Origin of the sequence: Acidisphaera sp. S103, from assembly GCF_009765975.1 — a bacterium.
Taxonomy (GTDB): Bacteria; Pseudomonadota; Alphaproteobacteria; order Acetobacterales; family Acetobacteraceae; genus Rhodopila.
The window spans coordinates 301,691-317,726 of the sequence record NZ_LMUJ01000063.1; the positions used below are offsets into that span (position 1 = coordinate 301,691).

A 16,036-nucleotide genomic window follows, 5' to 3' on the forward strand; every position below is an offset into this window, starting at 1 on the left:
GGGGCGACGCCCGATCGGGCGGGCTCACCACAATCTATTCCGGCGCCCTTCCAGCCGGATATGCGCCGATGCGCCAGGAAGGCGCGATCATCCTCGGCATCGGAGGCGATAACAGCCATGCCTCCGCCGGCTCCTTCTTCGAAGGCGCGATGACGGCCGGTTTTCCTTCCGACAGTACCGATAACGCTATCCAGTCCAACATCGCCACGGTCGGCTACGGCGCGCCCACGGGCCTGTCTGGAACGCTGACACCTGGATCGGAAATCTCGCTGCGAGCGACCACGCCGTGCTGCACCGGGGACTATATCCGTAACCAGAACGGCGCCGTTGTCATCGCGCCGGTCACATCGCGGAACACCGGGCAGGACAAGGGCGACTCAACCTGGATCGTCCGCCGAGGCCTCGCCGACAACGCATGCATCTCCTTCGAGTCGAGAAACAACCCGGGCGAATTCTTGCGGCAGCAGAACTTCGCGCTGCGTGTGCAGCCATTCGACGGCACCGCCCTGAATCGGTCCGACGCAACATTCTGCCCGCAACCGGGAAAGAACGGCAAAGGAAACGCGTTCCACGCGGTACATGACCCGACGAAATACATTCGCCACTACTATGGCAAGGTTTATGTCGCCAGCGATGGCGGTGGCACCAATCCCTGGGACACCACAACGCTTTGGACAGACGACGCAAGCTTCATTGTCGGCCCGCCTTGGTCGCCATAGGGCGACCGGGACGTGAACATTGACTTCAGGATTTATCTGACCTAAGTCAGATAATATGCGGTATGACCCCATCAGCCACATCCGCCGTTTCGGCCGTGCCGTCACCATCGAAGTCGGCGCCCTCGACACATCCTTCCTCGGCCGAGGCCGCCCGCTCGGTGCCGCCCGCGTGCTGAACGCGATCGGCACGGGACGCTCCGACGTAGCCGAAATCCGCGACTATCTCAGCCTCGATTCCGGCCTGATGAGCCGCCTGCTCCGAAGTCTGGAGGACGAAAGCCTGATCCAGACGACACCACATCCCACTGATGCTCGCCGCCGTGTCGCCATCCTCACCAAGGCCGGCCAGCAAGAATTCCAAGCCTACGAAAACCTGTCCGACGCCCGGGCCACCGCCTTGCTGGACCGCGCCCCACACGCGGACGAACTGCTCCGCGCCATGGACATGATCGCCTCCGCCCTCGGCCGCGACCGCATCGCGATCGAGGCGATCGACCCAAGGCACGAAGCCGCCCGCTACTGCCTCGGCGAATACTACGCCGAACTGCAACGCCGTTTCGAAAACGGCTTCGACGTATCCCGCTCCCGAGATCCCGACGCCGCGGACATGATGCAACCACGCGGGGCGTTCCTCGTCGCCATATCCGACGGCCTGCCCATCGGCTGTGTCGGCCTGAAGGGAACCGGCGGCGACGTCGCGGAAATCAAGCGGCTATGGATCGACCAAACCGCCCGAGGCCTCGGCATCGCCAAGCGCCTGATGCACGCCGCCGAAACCGCAGCCCGCGAACGATCGATCAAGACACTGCGCCTAGACACCAACAGCGCCCTGCACGAGGCCATAAAGCTCTACCGCGAATCAGGCTGGGTCGAGATCGACCGCTTCAATGACGACCCGTATCCGGACCACTTCTTCGAAAAGCATCTCTGACCCTAACCGGCTGTATTCCGGTTCCGCGTCGCATGCGCCCCCAACCACCCCATCGAGGCATCCGGCTCGCTGTCGGTGGTCGGCAGATAAGGCTTGATGTCCAGCAGCGGCGTGCCATCCATGCAGTCCAGATAACGCACTTTCAGCGTATCCGGACCTTCGAACCCATCGAACGCCACCACCGAAAGCCCGATCCCGTTCGGCCGCCACGGCGCCCGCGACGCGAACACCCCGCGCAACTGTGAATCGAACGGCGGCGTGAACACGAGCCGGGATGTCTGCCCCTGGCCCAGCCAGTACAGCAGGATCAGGTGGGAAAACCCCTCCAGGCTCTGCAAGCCGTCCTGGAACGCCGGCAGCACCACCGCCGAACAGGAAGGCGCCGGATCGGGCTGCCGGCCATTGCGCGGGCAGGCGGCGACCGTTGGCCACGGTGTGTGCAACGTACCGATGGGTTGGATCGAGAATCCGGTCAAAACACGCCCTCACCGCCCTACAGGCTCCAAACCGGATCATGGGCGGCGGGGGATGTCCCGGCAACCGTCCCCTCTTATCATCGCCGGATCGTTGCGTATGATCGTGGTCTTGCCCAACGAAACCTTGTTGCAACCTTTACCCGCCTAAAACAAACCCCAGATGGGCGAAACGGGTCGCTGCATCGACGCCGCAGTCGAGTAGAACCAAAATGGAACACGGAACCGCCGCCGGTTATTCCGCCATCCAGGCGGCCGAATCGGCTTTTCGGATCAGGGTCAAGCGCGGACCGTTGCTGATGTGGGGCGCCATCTGCGTCTGCGCCGGCCTGGGCATGCATCTGGTCGGCGTGCTGATGGTGTTTCCACGCTACCTTCTCGGTCTGAACCAGGCGCTGATGCCGCTGAACGAATGGGTCGTCTGGTATAGCGGCGTTCCGATCATGGCCGGTTTCGCCCTGGCCCTGACCGATCTTTTCGTGCTGTTCCCCGCCAAGCGCCGCGCCGCCGACGTCCGCTGCGACCTGATACAGGACCGCACCGTCACCGTCGCGCTGACCGCCTACAACGACGAACAGAGCATCGGCGACGCGGTGCGGGATTTCCTCGACCACCCCGCCGTGCGGGACGTCATCGTCGTCAGCAACAACAGCACCGACGCCACCTTCCAGCGCGCCCAGGAAGCCGGCGCCATCACCTTCAACGAAACCGCGCCCGGTTACGGACACTGCGTCCATCGCTGCCTCACCGAGGCCGTCAAACAAGCCGAATCCGACCTTATCGTCCTGTGCGAGGGCGACCGCACCTTCCGAGCCTACGACCTGGACAAATTCCTCGCCTATGCGCCGCACGCCGACATCGTCAACGGCACCCGCACCGTCGAGCCGTTGCGGCAGTACACCACCCAGCTCAGCACCTTCATGTATTACGGCAATATTTTCGTCGGCAAGCTGCTGGAGGCGAAACATCTCGGCCGCTGCACCATCACCGATGTCGGCACCACCTACAAATTATGCCGCCGCGATGCGCTGCGCCGCCTGCTGCCCGCCCTCGACCCTACGGTCAATCTGGAGTTCAATGCCCACTTCCTGGATACCGCGCTCGCCAGGGGCCACGCGATCGTCGAATGCCCGGTCACGTTCCACCCGCGCGTCGGTCTCAGCAAGGGCGGCAACACCAACAACGGACGCGCCATGCGGGTCGGTCTGCGGATGATGATGGGTATCGTTTTCGGCTGGCGACCGCTCCGCAGCCACGCATGAGCTACCACGAATCGCGCCTGACCCCAGATGCCAAACGGAACGTCGTCTGGCAGGCGCTGTGGCGTTTCCACTTCAATCGGATCATCTCCGCTGACGACTGTGTGCTGGACCTTGGCACCGGCTACGGCAATTTCATCAACAACGTGCAGGCAAAGCGCCGCATCGCCCTGGACACCTGGCCGGAGTTCCCGCGCTACCTCGCCCCCGGCGTCGAGGCTGTCGTCGGCCCTGTCACCGACCTGGATTTCCTGGCGGATGGATCGGTCGATTTCGCCTTCGCCAGCAACCTGTTCGAGCACATTCCCCAGGACGCGTTCGCTCGTGTCCTCGACGGCTTGCGGCCCAAGCTCTCCGGCCGAGGATCGCTGAACATCCTGCAGCCCAACTATCGCTACGCCGTTCGCGAGTATTTCGACGATTACACCCACGTCGCGATTTACTCGCATATCAGCCTGGCCGATTTCCTGACCGCCAACGGCTACCAGGTCACCCTGGTCGTGCCGCGTTTCCTGCCCTTGACCGTCAAGTCCCGGATGCCCGTCTCGCCATGGCTGATCGCCGCTTATCTCGCGTCTCCGATCAAGCCCCTAGGCAAGCAGATGTTCCTCCGGGCCGTTCCACGCCGGTAGTTGCCCGATGAATGTCGCGGCACCGGCGTCGGCCCCATTCAGCGTGCCCGCAAAGCTCGTGCTGGGGACCGTCGGCGCATTGGTCGCGGCAGCATTGGCCTGGCACTTCCTGCTGTATCTGTGGCACGCCGCCGGCGCCGTCTTTTACCCGTTCGAACTGGACTATGGGGAGGGCACCGTCTGGCAGCAGGCGCTGCTGATCCCAGGGCCGCTCATGTACGGCGACATCACCCGCTATCCGTTCATCGTCTTCCAATATCCGCCATTTTATCATCTGGCGGTCAAAGGCCTCGCCGCCACCGGGATCGACATGCTTGTCGCCGGCCGAACCGTTTCCTTCGTCTCGGCGCTGGTGGTGGGGGTGGTCATGACTTGCCTGGCGTTTCAGATGGCTCCGCGATCCGTCGCACGCACCGCGCGCGTCACCGGATCGGCGATCGCCGGACTGACGGTGTTCTGCTACAACCCAGTCGTCGCGTGGACGCCGCTGATGCGCGTCGACATGCTGGCGGTCGCCCTGGGTTTCCTGGCGGTGCTTTGTGCCGTGACCTCTCCCGGCCGTCCCTGGCGCCTCTACGCCGGTCTGGCGCTGTTCATGCTGGCGATGTTTACCAAGCAGACATCGATCGCCGCCCCGCTGGCGACGCTGCCCGTCATGCTGCTGGTCGACCGGCACCGGACGCTGACGGCATCGTTCGTCTTCATGGTCGTCGGCCTGGCACTGCTGCTGCTGCTGGAAGTCCGCACCGGCGGCGGATTCCTGCGCCACATTCTGCTCTACAACCTGAACCGCTACCGGTTCGACCGGCTGGTCGGCGGCATCGTCCGCCAATGGCCCCACACGGTCTTTCTGCTGTTTACCCTCGGCGGCGCCATCAGCCTGTGGCGGCATCTCGCCGGCGAGCGCCGCTGGGCGACCCGTCAAGAATTCATCCGCGACGTCGCCGAAAGCATCGACACGCGCTGCCTGCTTGTTGTCACCCTCTATCTGGTCATCACCACGCTGATGCTCCCCATGCTGGGCAAGTCCGGCGCCGCGGAGAATTACCTGATCGAGGGAATGTGCGTCTGGAGCGTGATTATCGGCGCCTTCGTCGCTTCGATGATGGACCGGGCCGTCGCGGCCAGCCACACCGCAGCGGCGCCTGTCGCCATCCTCCTCGGATGGATGCTGGTGGCACAGATGCTGGTCATGCCGACCTCGACGGGCGAATACTGGTCCGTCACGCCTGCCTCCCTCCGAAGTTTGGAAGCCCTGCGATCCCGCATCGCGAATCTGCCCGGACCGGTCCTGTCCGACGACATGGTCCTGCTGCTGCGCGCCGGCAAATACGTCCCATGGGAACCATCGACCTTCACCGAACTGGCCAGCCTCGGCCATTGGGACCAGAGCCTGCTCGTCGACCGGATCAAGGCGCACGCCTTCGCCATGATCGTGACCCAGGGGCAACCAGGCATGCCCCCTTACGACGCCCGCCACACGCCGGAGATCACCGACGCCATCGCAGCGTCCTATCCCCGTTCGCAACAGATCGCCGGCCGCACCCTGCATCTGCCGCCGAACTGATTACCCGTCACCCGCCCGCAACACCCGCCACAACCGTTCCTGCGTGAACGGCATCGCCGGCAAATCCCGCCCGCCCAGCGCATCCGCGATCGCGCTGGTCACCGCGCACAGCGCCCCGGTCGTTCCGGCCTCGCCGATCCCCTTCACCCCCAGCGGATTGAACGGCGACGGCGTATTGCATTCCATCACCCGGTAATCCGGAAAATCATTCGCCCGAGGCAACATATAATCCATCAGGCTCGCCGCATACGGCTGGCCTGACTCCGCATCCAGCACCCACTCTTCCCCCAGCACCTCGCCGACGCCCTGTGCGATCCCACCCTGGATCTGCGCCTCCGCCGCCTGATGATCGATCGTCACCCCCGCATCGTCCACCGCCAGGTATCGGGTCAGCACCGCCGCACCGGTCGCCTCATCCACCGCCACCTCCGCCACATGACAGCCGGAGGCGAACGCGTTGCTAGGCGACACCCGCCCGGTCTCCGACAGCGGCTCCGCCAGCAGGTCCACCAGCCGGCACACGACACTTCCGTCCGACCGGCACACCGCTTCGTCGGCCAGGTGCAGGTCCTCCGGCGCGCAGTTCGCCCGCAGCCCCGCCGCCACGCGCAGTCGTAGCGCCAGCGCATCCGCCGCCGCCGCCACCGCATTCCCCGCCGCGATCGTGCTGCGCGACGCGTACGATCCCGCACCCGACAACCCCGTCCGCGGATCGGACGCCACGAACGACACCGCAACCTCCGGCAACCCCAGCCGAGGCCCAGCCACCAGGGCAAACGTACGCGCATGCGACTGCCCGGTGCTGGCCGTCACCGTCTCGATCCGCAGCGCCGCCCGCCCATCCGTCGCCGACAGCGTCAACGCCGCCTCATCCGGCGCACCGCCACCACCCGAGACCTCGATGAACAGCGCCACCCCACGTCCCAACCGCACGCCCGGCGCCCTGCGAGCCGCGAACCCATCCCAATCCGATGCCTGACGAGCCGTCCGCATCAACCGGGCGAAATCAGCACTATCGTACCGTGCCCCGCTGGGCAGCGTCCAGGGAAATGACTCGAAAGGAATGATATTCCGTTCACGCAACGCGAACGGATCCAACCTCAGCCGGCGCGCGGCGATGTCCACCAGCCGTTCCACCAGCAACGCCATCTCCGGCCGCCCGGCGCCGCGATACGGCCCCGTCGGCACCGCGTGCGTATGCATCACCCGGAACACCGCATGCGCCGCCGGAATGGCATAACACCCAGTCAACGACTGCAACGGATTGTTGATGTTGGCGAACACCGCGACCGGCGTGATATACGCACCCAGATCGGCGTCGTACGAAATCGATAACGCGGTGAAACGTCCCGCCGCGTCCACCGCCAGCCGCCCGAACGCCCGCACCCCGCGCCCTTGGATATCGGTCAGAAACGATTCGCTGCGCGTCCCATGCCAGGCCACCGCCCGTCCGGTCAGCCTGGCCGCCAGCATCACCGCGGCATATTCCGGATACGCGATGTTCCGCGGCCCGAACCCACCACCGACCTCGCCCGACAGCACCAGAAACCGATCCGCCGGCAAACCGAACACCGCGGCGAAATCGCGCCGCATCTCGTTCACCCCCTGGTGCGGCGCGCGCACTGTGTAGACCCCGGTCTCCGCATCCCACTCGGCCGCCGCCGCACGAGGCTCCATCGTCACCGGCGCCAGCCGAGGCAGTTCGATCGCGGTCTCGACAACCAACGCGGCCGCAGCCATCGCCGCTTCCACCGCGGCCGCGTCGCCGGCCTCGTGCCGCAACGCCACGTTGCCCGGCGCCCCAGGATGAACCAGCGGCGCGCCGTCATCCAACCCCACGGCCGCCGGCAACGCCTCGTAATCCACCACGACAGCCTCGGCCGCATCCAGCGCCTGCGCCTGTGTTTCGGCGATGACACACGCCACCGCCTCCCCGGGATGCCGAGCGACATCACCGGCCAGGACAGGCCGAAATGGGATCGCCAGGCCTTTGCCGATCCGGTCCATCACCGGAAAACTGCCCAGCCCGGCACAATCCACGGCCGTCAGCACCTGCACCACACCGGGCATCGCGGCGGCCTCGGTGGTATCAACCGAAACAATACGGGCATGCGCATGCGGGCTGCGGACGAACACCGCGCACGCCGAACCGGCGAACCGTTCATCCGCCGTATATCGCCCCAAACCCCGCAGCTTCCTCCGCCGCTCGTTTTCCACCTGCGGCACACCAGCCATATCCATATAGGCAGCCTCTATCGCACGATCGCCGGAACGGCCGCACCTTCAACCGCGCCGCTGCCAAGGTCCTCCAGGCTGCGGCGCCGAGGCTCGATACCCAGCGCCGCGACCGCCAGGATCAGCACGAACAACAGCCCGATCATCAAGGTCAGCACGCCGACGACGCCATACTCGGTAAACAGCCGGACCACCAGGAACGGAGTCACGATCGTCGCCCCGCGGCCAAACGTGTTGCAGATCCCAGACGCCCGCAGCCGCACCTCTGTCGGGAACAACTCGGGGATGTAGACGCCGAACAGCAGCGCCACCAACACATAGATCGGCATCGTCAACGCAATGCCGACCAGCGGCAGCAGCACCGGATCGGTCACGAACGGATAGATCGCACCGAACACGATCGCCACCGCCGAGGCCCCGATCAGCGTCGGCTTCCGCCCCCAGTGATCCGCCGTCAGGGCGCCGATCGCCGACCCGACGGGCGCACCCAGCGACATGATCAGGGTGAAGTTGAACGATGTCGCGATCGACAGCCCCTGCTTGACGAAGAACGACGGCAACCAGGTGATGAAGCCGTAGATCAGCGTGTTGATCACGATCAGTGCGATGCATCCCAGCACCATGCGTGACGCCAGCGGCGGCGTGAACAGCGTCGACAGTGCCCGCGACGGCGGCGGCGCGGACACGACGATGGGGGCCAGCGGCCCGGGAACCGAGGCTTCGATCGTCGCCAGCAACGCCTCGGCATCCGCATTCCGCCCGACCGACTCCAGCCAGCGCGGGCTTTCCGGCAGCGCCTTGCGGGCATACCACACCACCAGCGCACCGATGCCCCCCAGCACGAACATGCTGCGCCAGCCAAAGGCCGGGATCATCACCGTGCTGGTCAGCACCGCCACCGGCAGGCCGGTCACCACCACCACCGCCAGGAAACCCAGCCACCGGCCACGCGTGGCAGCCGGTGCGAATTCAGTTAGTGTCGAGTAACCAACGACGTTCTCCGCCCCCAATCCGACGCCCATCAGGAAGCGCAACCCGATCAGCACGGTCATGTTCGGCGCGAACGCCGCGGCCAGGGACGCCAGGCCGAACAACGCCAAATTCGCCTGATAGGTGAACCGCCGTCCGAACCGGTCGCCCAGGAAGCCGGTGAAGAAACTGCCCAGCATCATCCCGACAAACGTCATCGAAACGAACGCCGCGTTCTGCCCCATCGTGGAGAACCCGGATTTCAGCGTCGTCCCCAGCACGGTGCCCGCGACGTAGATGTCGAATCCGTCGAAAAACATGCCCATCGCCACAAGGGTAAAAACCCGGCGATGAAAAGCCGAGACCGGCAGACGATCCAACCGAGGTCCTGCGTTAGCCGTCGCCATATGCGGTCACTCCTTGGGCGTCGGCGGTTTCGCCTGCTGCTGCTCGATGTCGCGCATCGCGTCTGAGATGCGCGCATGCGCACGTGCCGCATGTTGGTAGGAAAGTCGAGAGGCCAAATCGGCATCATGCGCCTGCAGTGCATCGATGATCGCCTCATGGTCCCCGAACACGGGGCGAACCCGCTCATAGTCGAAGGCTTGCAGGCTGAGCCGCATCAGCCGCTGGAATTGCTCATCCAGTTCGACAGCGATGGCGGCCATCCTCGCATTGCCTGACAAATCGATGACCGCACGATGAAACGCCCTGTTGTACTCAAGAAATTCGGACTCCGTTCGTTCCTTGTCCGCGATACCGCGAAAACGGTCCAATGCCTGCAACGCCGCGTCGTCAGCCCGGGCAGCGGCCGCCGCGCAGGCCGGTTCTATCAACAGGCGGAGGCCAAAGATATCCTCGACATCGGACATGGAAATCGGATTGACCCGATACCCTTGCCGAGGCAGTACGGTCACCAATTTTTCTTGTTCCAGGCGAAGCAACGAATCCCGAATCGGCGAGCGGCTCACATGGTACCGTTCCGCCAATACCTGTTCACGCAACTCTTGTCCCGGCTGAAACTCGCAGGTCAGGATCGCGTCCCGAAGCAACTGATAGACACGATCACGCAGTAGCATCGTTCGGCCCTCCTTTGTCCAGGTACCCGCGGATACTATGTGACGACACATTCAGCATGCCATAATATGTCCCCTGAGATACACAACTATTGTTGAAACGCGGTGAAAGAGTTGCTGGAAACCATGAAGATCGAAGCCCTGGTGTCCGGCGACGGGCCACCTTTGGTGCTGCTGCATTCCCTGCTCGCCGACCGGTCGAGCTTTTCGCGCGTGGTCGGCCCGCTGTCGCGCGCATTCCGGGTCATGCTTCCGGCGCTGCCAGGCTTCGGCGCGTCGCCGTCGGTGGATGGCGGCCTGCCGGCCGTGGCCGATCGCATCGCGGCGGCGATCCAGGCATTCGCCGCCGGCCAACCGGTGCGCCTGCTCGGCAATGGCTATGGTGGATTCATAGCGCTTCAGGCGGTGATCCGCCACCCCGGTCTGGCGGACCGGCTCGTCCTCGCGGATGCCGGTGCCGCGTTCTCCGGCCCGGGGCGACAGGCATTTCGGGGCATGGCCGAAGCCGCCGCCGCCAAAGGGCTGGAGGCGATCGCCGACATCGCGATGCGGCGCCTGTTCGCGCCCAGTTTTCACGCCGCGAATCCAGGCCTGGTTTCGGATCGGCGGCGTATCTTCCTGGCCTCCGACCCGGCCGTGATCATTGCGGCGTGTGAGGCATTGGCCACGCTCGACCTGCGGCCCGCACTCACCGATGTGCGAATACCCGTGCTGGCCGTGGTGGGTGAACTGGATGAGGCAACGCCGCCGGCCATGTCGCGTGAGGCCGTCGCCGGATTGCTGAACGCCACGCTTGCGATCCTCGATGGCCTCGCCCATGTGCCGCAGTTGCAGGCGCCGCAGCGGTTTCTGGACGCGGTCATGCCGTTCCTTTCGCGACGCCCATAGCCGGTTATTGGCCGATCGTTTCGATTACGGCTTCCGCATCAGCGCATTGCTCGGCAGCGTTTTGTCGATGACCTTGCGAGCCTGGTCGGCACCCGTCACCGGCAGGCCTTTCGGATCCAGCAAACCGGCCTGCACCAGGACCGATGCCTGGTCCCAGTAGATATGTTCATGCACCAGCTTGTCGCCCTGGAACTGCACGATCGCGATCATGGGAATTTCCACCGTCCGCCCGGTCGGCGCAATGCCGGGCAGCATCCAGTCGATCTCCGTCGTGTGGGTGAAGCGCACCACGAATTCATCGACGACACGATCGGTGCCGACCGTCCGGCTGACCGGGACCATGGCGAAGTCGGGTGGATTCGCGCCGATGAAATGATCAGTATAAAAGCGTTTCAGGGCGTCATGTCCGACACCGCCCGTCATCGTCGGGATATGGTTCACATAAGGTTCGGCGACCATCGTTGCCATCGTGGCATCGACATCCCGGGTTTCGAATTCGTAGCGGCAATGCGCCTCCCACAAAGTCACTAGATCGTGATCCGCCATTTGAAGCCCTCCCGGTTCGCAAGTTAAACGGGCCGCCCGCGCCGCGCCATACTTATCTTGGCCGTAATATTCGCATTTGCCCCACGATGCCCGTCATGCCTCGTGTGCCAGCCGCAGCCCCGGTCCGTCCCACGCCATCGCGACAAGTTGCCCGGTCCCCGACAGCGTCATGTAGGCGGTTCGCAGGTCGGGTCCGCCGAAGCATATATTGGTGCAGAACATATCCGGCATCGGGATCTGCCGAACCAGCCCACCCGCCGCCGCCACGACACTGACCGAACCGTTCACCAGGGTCGCCACGCAGACATTCCCGGCGCCATCCACCGCCAGGCTGTCGAAGCGCTGGAACCCGCCCAGCCCAACCATCAGCCTGCCGCCATGCGGCGACGGGAACGGCGCCTTGCCCAGCACGCCCGGCGCCAGCACGTCGAACGCCCAAAGCCGGGCGGTTTCCGTTTCGGCGACGTACAGCGTCTTGCCATCGGGAGACAGCCCGATTCCGTTCGGGGTCAGGATCGGATGCGCGACCTCGGTGATCCGCGACCCGTCGGCCAGCGCGTAGTAGACCCCACCCCAATCCCGGTCGCGGGCGCGCGCCTTGCCCAGGTCGGTGAAGTAGAACCCGCCCAGCCCGTCGAACACGATATCGTTCGGACCGAGCAACTTATGCGATCCGCAACGATCGTACAGGACGGTGACGGCGCCGGACACAGGATCGACCCGCTCGATCCGCCCGCCGGTGTAGTCGGACGCGGGACCCGCCGGGCGCAGCAGGTTCAACTCGGTCCGCCATTGGAACCCGCCGTTGTTGCAGACGTAGAACGCCCCGTCCGGTCCCACCGCCAACCCGTTCGGGCCGCCCCCGGTATGGGCAACGACCTGGGTCCGGCCGTCGGGATGAACGCGGGTGACGGTCTGCCGCTCGATTTCCACCAGGACGATCGAACCGTCCTTCATGGCGACAGGGCCTTCCGGAAACCGCAGGCCGGTGGCGATGACGCGAACGTCGCTCATGGAATTTTCCCCGATTCGTGTGTTGACCCGAGCATAGAGCGGCTTCGGCGCCGGAAGAAAGCCACCGGTGTGGACCCAGCCCTTGGCCCGTCAACTTTTTCTTCATCTTTCTCCGCCATACCGGCGGCCGATGCGCGCGATCCTCCACCATCCCGACACGGCGATCCTGGGCGCCGCCGCCGCGCTGCTGACGGCGGTCCTGACGTGTGGCCTGCTGGTCCCGCCGCTGTTCGGTCTTCTGCTGGGGGCGGCCGTCGCGGCCGGCGTCGCCTTTCTGATCTTCCGTTTCCCCACGCCGTTCTGTGTCGTCTGGCTGGTGATCACCGGCATGAGCCTGGAAATGACCTTCGCCGACCTGATCGGCGACCAGGCCTACCAGCCCACCATTGCCCTGATTAAGGGGATCGAGATCGGCCTTGGCTTCCTGTGCGTCCTCGCTTTCGGCCCGCGGCTGGACCCGTTGTGCCCGGCTTGGGCGTTCCTGGCGATGCTGGTCATGGGCTACGTCCACGGCCTGTATCCCGGCCTGACCGCGGGGGAGAGCCTGCGATCGATGATCGGATCCGTCACGCCGTTCGTGTTCTGCTTTGCCAGGGTCCCGCGATTCTGGGCGGAGGCGATTATCCGAACAACCAAATGGTGCCCCGTGGTCGCCGTGGTGGCCTGCATCCCGCTGACCCTCGCCGGCATCAGGCCGCTGTTCGTCGAAAGCGGCGGCTGGCGCCTCGCCGGCCTGGGTCATCCGGCGTTTCTGGCCAATGTCTGCCAGCCGGCCATCTATGCCTGCCTGATCCAGCTTTACCGGGATGGACGGCGGGGCGACCTGGCATTGCTGATCGTCAACGGCCTGATCCTGCTGCTGACCGGCGCGCGCGCGCCGTTTTTCTATGCCGCGATGGTGACCGCGCTCAGCCTGGTATCCGTTCGCTCCGCCGTCTTTCCGCCGCGCCAACGGCTGATGCTGATCCTGTCGGCGCTGGTGGCGCTGCCGGTGCTGGTGGCCCTGGCCGGGGACCTGGTGGACATCAGGCTGTTCAACGTCGTCGCCAATGAGGCCACCGACCTCAGCGGGCGCACGCTGCTGTGGCCGAGTTTCGAGGATGCCGCCTCGCTGTCCCCCTGGTTCGGCTGGGGGGTCGGCGCCGGCAACGCGGTGATCCCGGCTGACAGCGAGATCGTCCAGCAACTGCACACCTGGGCCGCGCATAATGAATATCTGCGCATCAACGTGGAGGGTGGCCTGATCGGCCGTACGCTGCTGATCGCGCTGGTCATCGGCTGGATCGTGGTCGGAACCAGGCACCTGCATCCGGCGGACCGGCGGGTCATACGGCTGGCATTCATCGCGTATGCCGGCCATGCCTCGACCGACAACGTGCTGATTTCGACACCGGCCTGCGTGCTGTTTGCGTTCGTCACGGCCGTTATCGCGCGAGGTCGCGCCGACCGCAACGTGTCCCCATCAGCCCTGGAATAGCCTTGCCCGATTCCGCGCATGTGGCGTAGGAAACAGTGCCAGTCAGCCGGAGCACCACAGGCCATGCGGCGCCTTACCATTTTGTTATTCCTATCTTTCATGACCCTCGCCGGCCTGACGCCGGCGTGGGCGGGCGGCATCGCCTTCATCGTCAATTCCGGCGGCGCATCGATCAGCGTGATCGACATGGGCACGCTGAAGGAGGTCCGCCGCATTCCCGCCCTGCGGGAGCCGCACCACGTCGCGCTCAGCCCCGACGGCCGCAGCCTGTTGGTCGGCGATACCACCGGCAACCAGATGATGTTCCTCGACCCCAACACGGGGGAGGTACAGAAGCGCATACCGATCACCGATCCGTACCAGTTGGGTTTCAGCCCGGACGGCAAGTACCTCACGGTGAACGGCCTGGCCCGCAACCAGGTGGATATCTACGACGCCGCGACGATGAAGCTGATCAAGCGATTCCCGGTGGTCGCGACACCCAGCCATCTGGCGTATTCGCCGGATTCCTCGACCGTGTTCGTCAGCCTGCAGGACAGCAACAAGCTGGAGGCGTTCGACCTGCGCACGATGACCGAGAAATGGGCCATGCCCGTCGGCAAGACCCCGGCCGGCGTGCTGTGGCTGAACGGCAAGGTGCTGGTCGCCGATATGGGCACCGATTACATCGCGGTGGTCGATCCGGCGGACGGCAAGGTGCTGGAGCATGTCGTGACCGGCAAGGGCGCCCATCAGTTGTTCATGTCGCCGGACAGCAAGGTCCTGTGGGTCAACAACCGGGTCGGCGGCACGACGGTGACGTTGGATCCGACGACGCTGAAAGTGACCCGCCGCTACGCCATTCCCGGTGGTCCGGACGACCTGGATTTCGCCCCGAATGGCAAGATCTGGATCACCCGCCGCTGGGCGGAGAAAGTCGCGGTGCTCGATCCCGCCACCGGTTCGTATGACACGATCGACGTGGGACGTTCGCCGCACGGACTGTTCCTGAACCCCAGGGCGCCGTCGCCGACGGTCGTGTCCAGCCGCTGATGGTCGATCCGCTCGACATCACCGCGGGCTGGCTGGAAGAACACCTGCTGATCCCGGCGTTGTACCAGGTCGGCCTGATGAACTGGGAAGACGTGTCCTATGGTTGGGCACTCTTTGCGGTGTATGGCGCGGTGCAGGTGGTAGTGACCTTCGCCGTCTGCCTGCCGCTGGAGCGATGGCGGCCGGTGGAGCGCTGGCCGGACAGCGGCGCGGTCTGGGTCGATGTCATCTACACCGTGCTGTCGCGCGTGGGGATCCTACCCCTGGTGACCTATGTGATGTTCTACCGGGCGCAGGTGTTCGTGACCGGCTGGATGGCCGACCAGGGCCTGGTGCCGCCCACGCTGGAAGGCGTTTTCCCGTTCTTGCTTGGGCAGCAGGTGATCACCTTCGTGTTGTACGCGATCATCCTGGACTGTGCCGAATATTGGCGGCATCGCCTGTCGCATCAGTTCCGTTGGTGGTGGGCGCTGCACTCGCTGCATCACGCGCAGCGGCAGATGACGTTCTGGTCGGATGACCGGAACCATCTGCTGGACGATCTGATTTCATTTGTTTGGTTTGGGTTCATCGCGCTGCTGATCGGTGTCTCGCCGTTGCAGTTCCCGCTGCTGGTGCTGGTGCTGCGGTTCCTGGAATCGCTGTCGCACGCCAATGTGCGGCTGTCCTTCGGCTGGTTGGGGGATCGGTTGCTGATCTCGCCACGGTTCCATCGCGCGCATCATGGAATCCGAGCAGCCGGCGACAGAAGCTGCAACTACGGCGCGGTGCTGCCGTGGTGGGACATGCTGTTCGGAACTGCCGATTTCGCCCGCGACTACGTGCAGACCGGCGACCCCTCGGGCGAGGAGGCATTGGCGACCGGAACCTACTGGCAGCAGCAGATGGCAGGCCTGCGCCGGTTTATCCGCAGCTTCGGCCGCCGGACGGCTCGGCAGGGGATGTAAGCGTCCGCTGATCCCCGGTGCTGATGGACGGTCTCGTGGCATAACGCGGTCTTCATAAGCGGTACACGTGGTCTTCGTGGGCGGAGTTGGCGCTAAGGGCTCGCCGGGGAATAACCGAATTGTCCGGCGAACGCCGCCGGCCTTTCATCGTCATGGCGGGCGAAGGCCGCCGGCCTTTCATCGTCATGGCGGGCGAAGGCCGCCGGCCTCTCATCGTCATGGCGGGCGAAGGCCCGCCATCCACGCCTTGCTGTGTAGGTCTCGGAAAAGG

At 65.0% G+C, this 16,036-nt stretch carries 15 protein-coding genes; 9 read left to right on the top strand and 6 right to left on the bottom strand.

The genetic code is table 11. The features are described from left to right. A partial coding sequence (locus tag GSQ89_RS38635) for an AbfB domain-containing protein (protein ID WP_216856318.1) occupies window positions 1-719 on the top strand: 719 nt, incomplete at its 5' end. Between the two features lie 55 nt (window positions 720-774). After that, entirely contained in the window at window positions 775-1,650 is an 876-nt protein-coding gene (locus GSQ89_RS22135; RefSeq protein WP_158929257.1) for a helix-turn-helix domain-containing GNAT family N-acetyltransferase, read from the top strand. A 2-nt stretch (window positions 1,651-1,652) separates the two neighbouring features. On the opposite strand, the gene tsaA is transcribed toward GSQ89_RS22135, so the two are convergent. Then, window positions 1,653-2,126: a tRNA (N6-threonylcarbamoyladenosine(37)-N6)-methyltransferase TrmO gene (gene tsaA, locus GSQ89_RS22140; RefSeq protein ID WP_158929259.1), complete on the bottom strand. Its 474-nt coding sequence runs from the start codon at window positions 2,124-2,126 to the stop codon at window positions 1,653-1,655. Window positions 2,127-2,335: 209 nt separating this feature from the next. Here tsaA and GSQ89_RS22145 point away from each other — a divergent pair, with 209 nt between their 5' ends. The 3 genes from GSQ89_RS22145 to GSQ89_RS22155 are packed head-to-tail and all read left to right on the top strand — an operon-like array spanning window position 2,336 to window position 5,581. Then, window positions 2,336-3,385: a glycosyltransferase family 2 protein gene (locus GSQ89_RS22145; protein WP_158929261.1), complete on the top strand. Its 1,050-nt coding sequence runs from the start codon at window positions 2,336-2,338 to the stop codon at window positions 3,383-3,385. Next, on the top strand, window positions 3,382-4,014 hold the full coding sequence (locus GSQ89_RS22150; RefSeq protein WP_158929263.1) for a class I SAM-dependent methyltransferase: 633 nt from the start codon (window positions 3,382-3,384) through the stop codon (window positions 4,012-4,014). The genes GSQ89_RS22145 and GSQ89_RS22150 overlap by 4 nt, the downstream gene beginning before the upstream one ends. 43 nt (window positions 4,015-4,057) lie before the next feature. After that, window positions 4,058-5,581, top strand: coding sequence for a hypothetical protein (locus tag GSQ89_RS22155; protein WP_158929265.1), 1,524 nt, complete (start codon window positions 4,058-4,060; stop codon window positions 5,579-5,581). Here GSQ89_RS22155 and GSQ89_RS22160 read toward each other — a convergent pair whose 3' ends face one another. From GSQ89_RS22160 to GSQ89_RS22170, 3 genes are read right to left on the bottom strand one after another with little or no spacing between them, the layout of a single operon-like run. Next, entirely contained in the window at window positions 5,582-7,822 is a 2,241-nt protein-coding gene (locus GSQ89_RS22160) for a xanthine dehydrogenase family protein molybdopterin-binding subunit (protein ID WP_158929267.1), read from the bottom strand. Between the two features lie 11 nt (window positions 7,823-7,833). Next, a complete protein-coding gene (locus GSQ89_RS22165) occupies window positions 7,834-9,192 on the bottom strand; it encodes an MFS transporter (protein ID WP_158929269.1) in 1,359 nt (452 codons plus the stop codon). A 6-nt stretch (window positions 9,193-9,198) separates the two neighbouring features. Next, window positions 9,199-9,864: a GntR family transcriptional regulator gene (locus tag GSQ89_RS22170; protein WP_158929271.1), complete on the bottom strand. Its 666-nt coding sequence runs from the start codon at window positions 9,862-9,864 to the stop codon at window positions 9,199-9,201. A 102-nt stretch (window positions 9,865-9,966) separates the two neighbouring features. Here GSQ89_RS22170 and GSQ89_RS22175 point away from each other — a divergent pair, with 102 nt between their 5' ends. Then, entirely contained in the window at window positions 9,967-10,749 is a 783-nt protein-coding gene (locus tag GSQ89_RS22175) for an alpha/beta fold hydrolase (protein WP_216856319.1), read from the top strand. A gap of 24 nt (window positions 10,750-10,773) precedes the next feature. Here GSQ89_RS22175 and GSQ89_RS22180 read toward each other — a convergent pair whose 3' ends face one another. After that, window positions 10,774-11,295, bottom strand: coding sequence for an ester cyclase (locus tag GSQ89_RS22180; RefSeq protein WP_158929273.1), 522 nt, complete (start codon window positions 11,293-11,295; stop codon window positions 10,774-10,776). Between the two features lie 93 nt (window positions 11,296-11,388). Next, entirely contained in the window at window positions 11,389-12,309 is a 921-nt protein-coding gene (locus GSQ89_RS22185) for an SMP-30/gluconolactonase/LRE family protein (protein WP_158929275.1), read from the bottom strand. A gap of 130 nt (window positions 12,310-12,439) precedes the next feature. Here GSQ89_RS22185 and GSQ89_RS22190 point away from each other — a divergent pair, with 130 nt between their 5' ends. The 3 genes from GSQ89_RS22190 to GSQ89_RS22200 all read left to right on the top strand — a co-directional run bounded on the left by GSQ89_RS22190 (window position 12,440) and on the right by GSQ89_RS22200 (window position 15,765). Further along, on the top strand, window positions 12,440-13,786 hold the full coding sequence (locus GSQ89_RS22190; protein ID WP_158929277.1) for an O-antigen ligase: 1,347 nt from the start codon (window positions 12,440-12,442) through the stop codon (window positions 13,784-13,786). Between the two features lie 63 nt (window positions 13,787-13,849). Then, window positions 13,850-14,818, top strand: a complete 969-nt coding sequence (locus GSQ89_RS22195) for a YncE family protein (RefSeq protein WP_216856320.1) — start codon at window positions 13,850-13,852, stop codon at window positions 14,816-14,818. Then, on the top strand, window positions 14,818-15,765 hold the full coding sequence (locus GSQ89_RS22200) for a sterol desaturase family protein (protein WP_158929279.1): 948 nt from the start codon (window positions 14,818-14,820) through the stop codon (window positions 15,763-15,765). The genes GSQ89_RS22195 and GSQ89_RS22200 overlap by 1 nt, the downstream gene beginning before the upstream one ends. Window positions 15,766-16,036 lie beyond the last annotated feature (271 nt).

Bases quoted from the DNA above. Each gene is read 5' to 3' on its own strand.
- GSQ89_RS22135 (WP_158929257.1), top strand. From the start codon at position 775: ATGCGGTATGACCCCATCAGCCACATCCGCCGTTTCGGCCGTGCCGTC.
- GSQ89_RS22145 (WP_158929261.1), top strand. From the start codon at position 2,336: ATGGAACACGGAACCGCCGCCGGTTATTCCGCCATCCAGGCGGCCGAA.
- GSQ89_RS22150 (WP_158929263.1), top strand. From the start codon at position 3,382: ATGAGCTACCACGAATCGCGCCTGACCCCAGATGCCAAACGGAACGTC.
- GSQ89_RS22160 (WP_158929267.1), bottom strand. From the start codon at position 7,822: ATGGATATGGCTGGTGTGCCGCAGGTGGAAAACGAGCGGCGGAGGAAG.
- GSQ89_RS22165 (WP_158929269.1), bottom strand. From the start codon at position 9,192: ATGGCGACGGCTAACGCAGGACCTCGGTTGGATCGTCTGCCGGTCTCG.
- GSQ89_RS22170 (WP_158929271.1), bottom strand. From the start codon at position 9,864: ATGCTACTGCGTGATCGTGTCTATCAGTTGCTTCGGGACGCGATCCTG.
- GSQ89_RS22180 (WP_158929273.1), bottom strand. From the start codon at position 11,295: ATGGCGGATCACGATCTAGTGACTTTGTGGGAGGCGCATTGCCGCTAC.
- GSQ89_RS22185 (WP_158929275.1), bottom strand. From the start codon at position 12,309: ATGAGCGACGTTCGCGTCATCGCCACCGGCCTGCGGTTTCCGGAAGGC.
- GSQ89_RS22190 (WP_158929277.1), top strand. From the start codon at position 12,440: ATGCGCGCGATCCTCCACCATCCCGACACGGCGATCCTGGGCGCCGCC.
- GSQ89_RS22195 (WP_216856320.1), top strand. From the start codon at position 13,850: ATGCGGCGCCTTACCATTTTGTTATTCCTATCTTTCATGACCCTCGCC.
- GSQ89_RS22200 (WP_158929279.1), top strand. From the start codon at position 14,818: ATGGTCGATCCGCTCGACATCACCGCGGGCTGGCTGGAAGAACACCTG.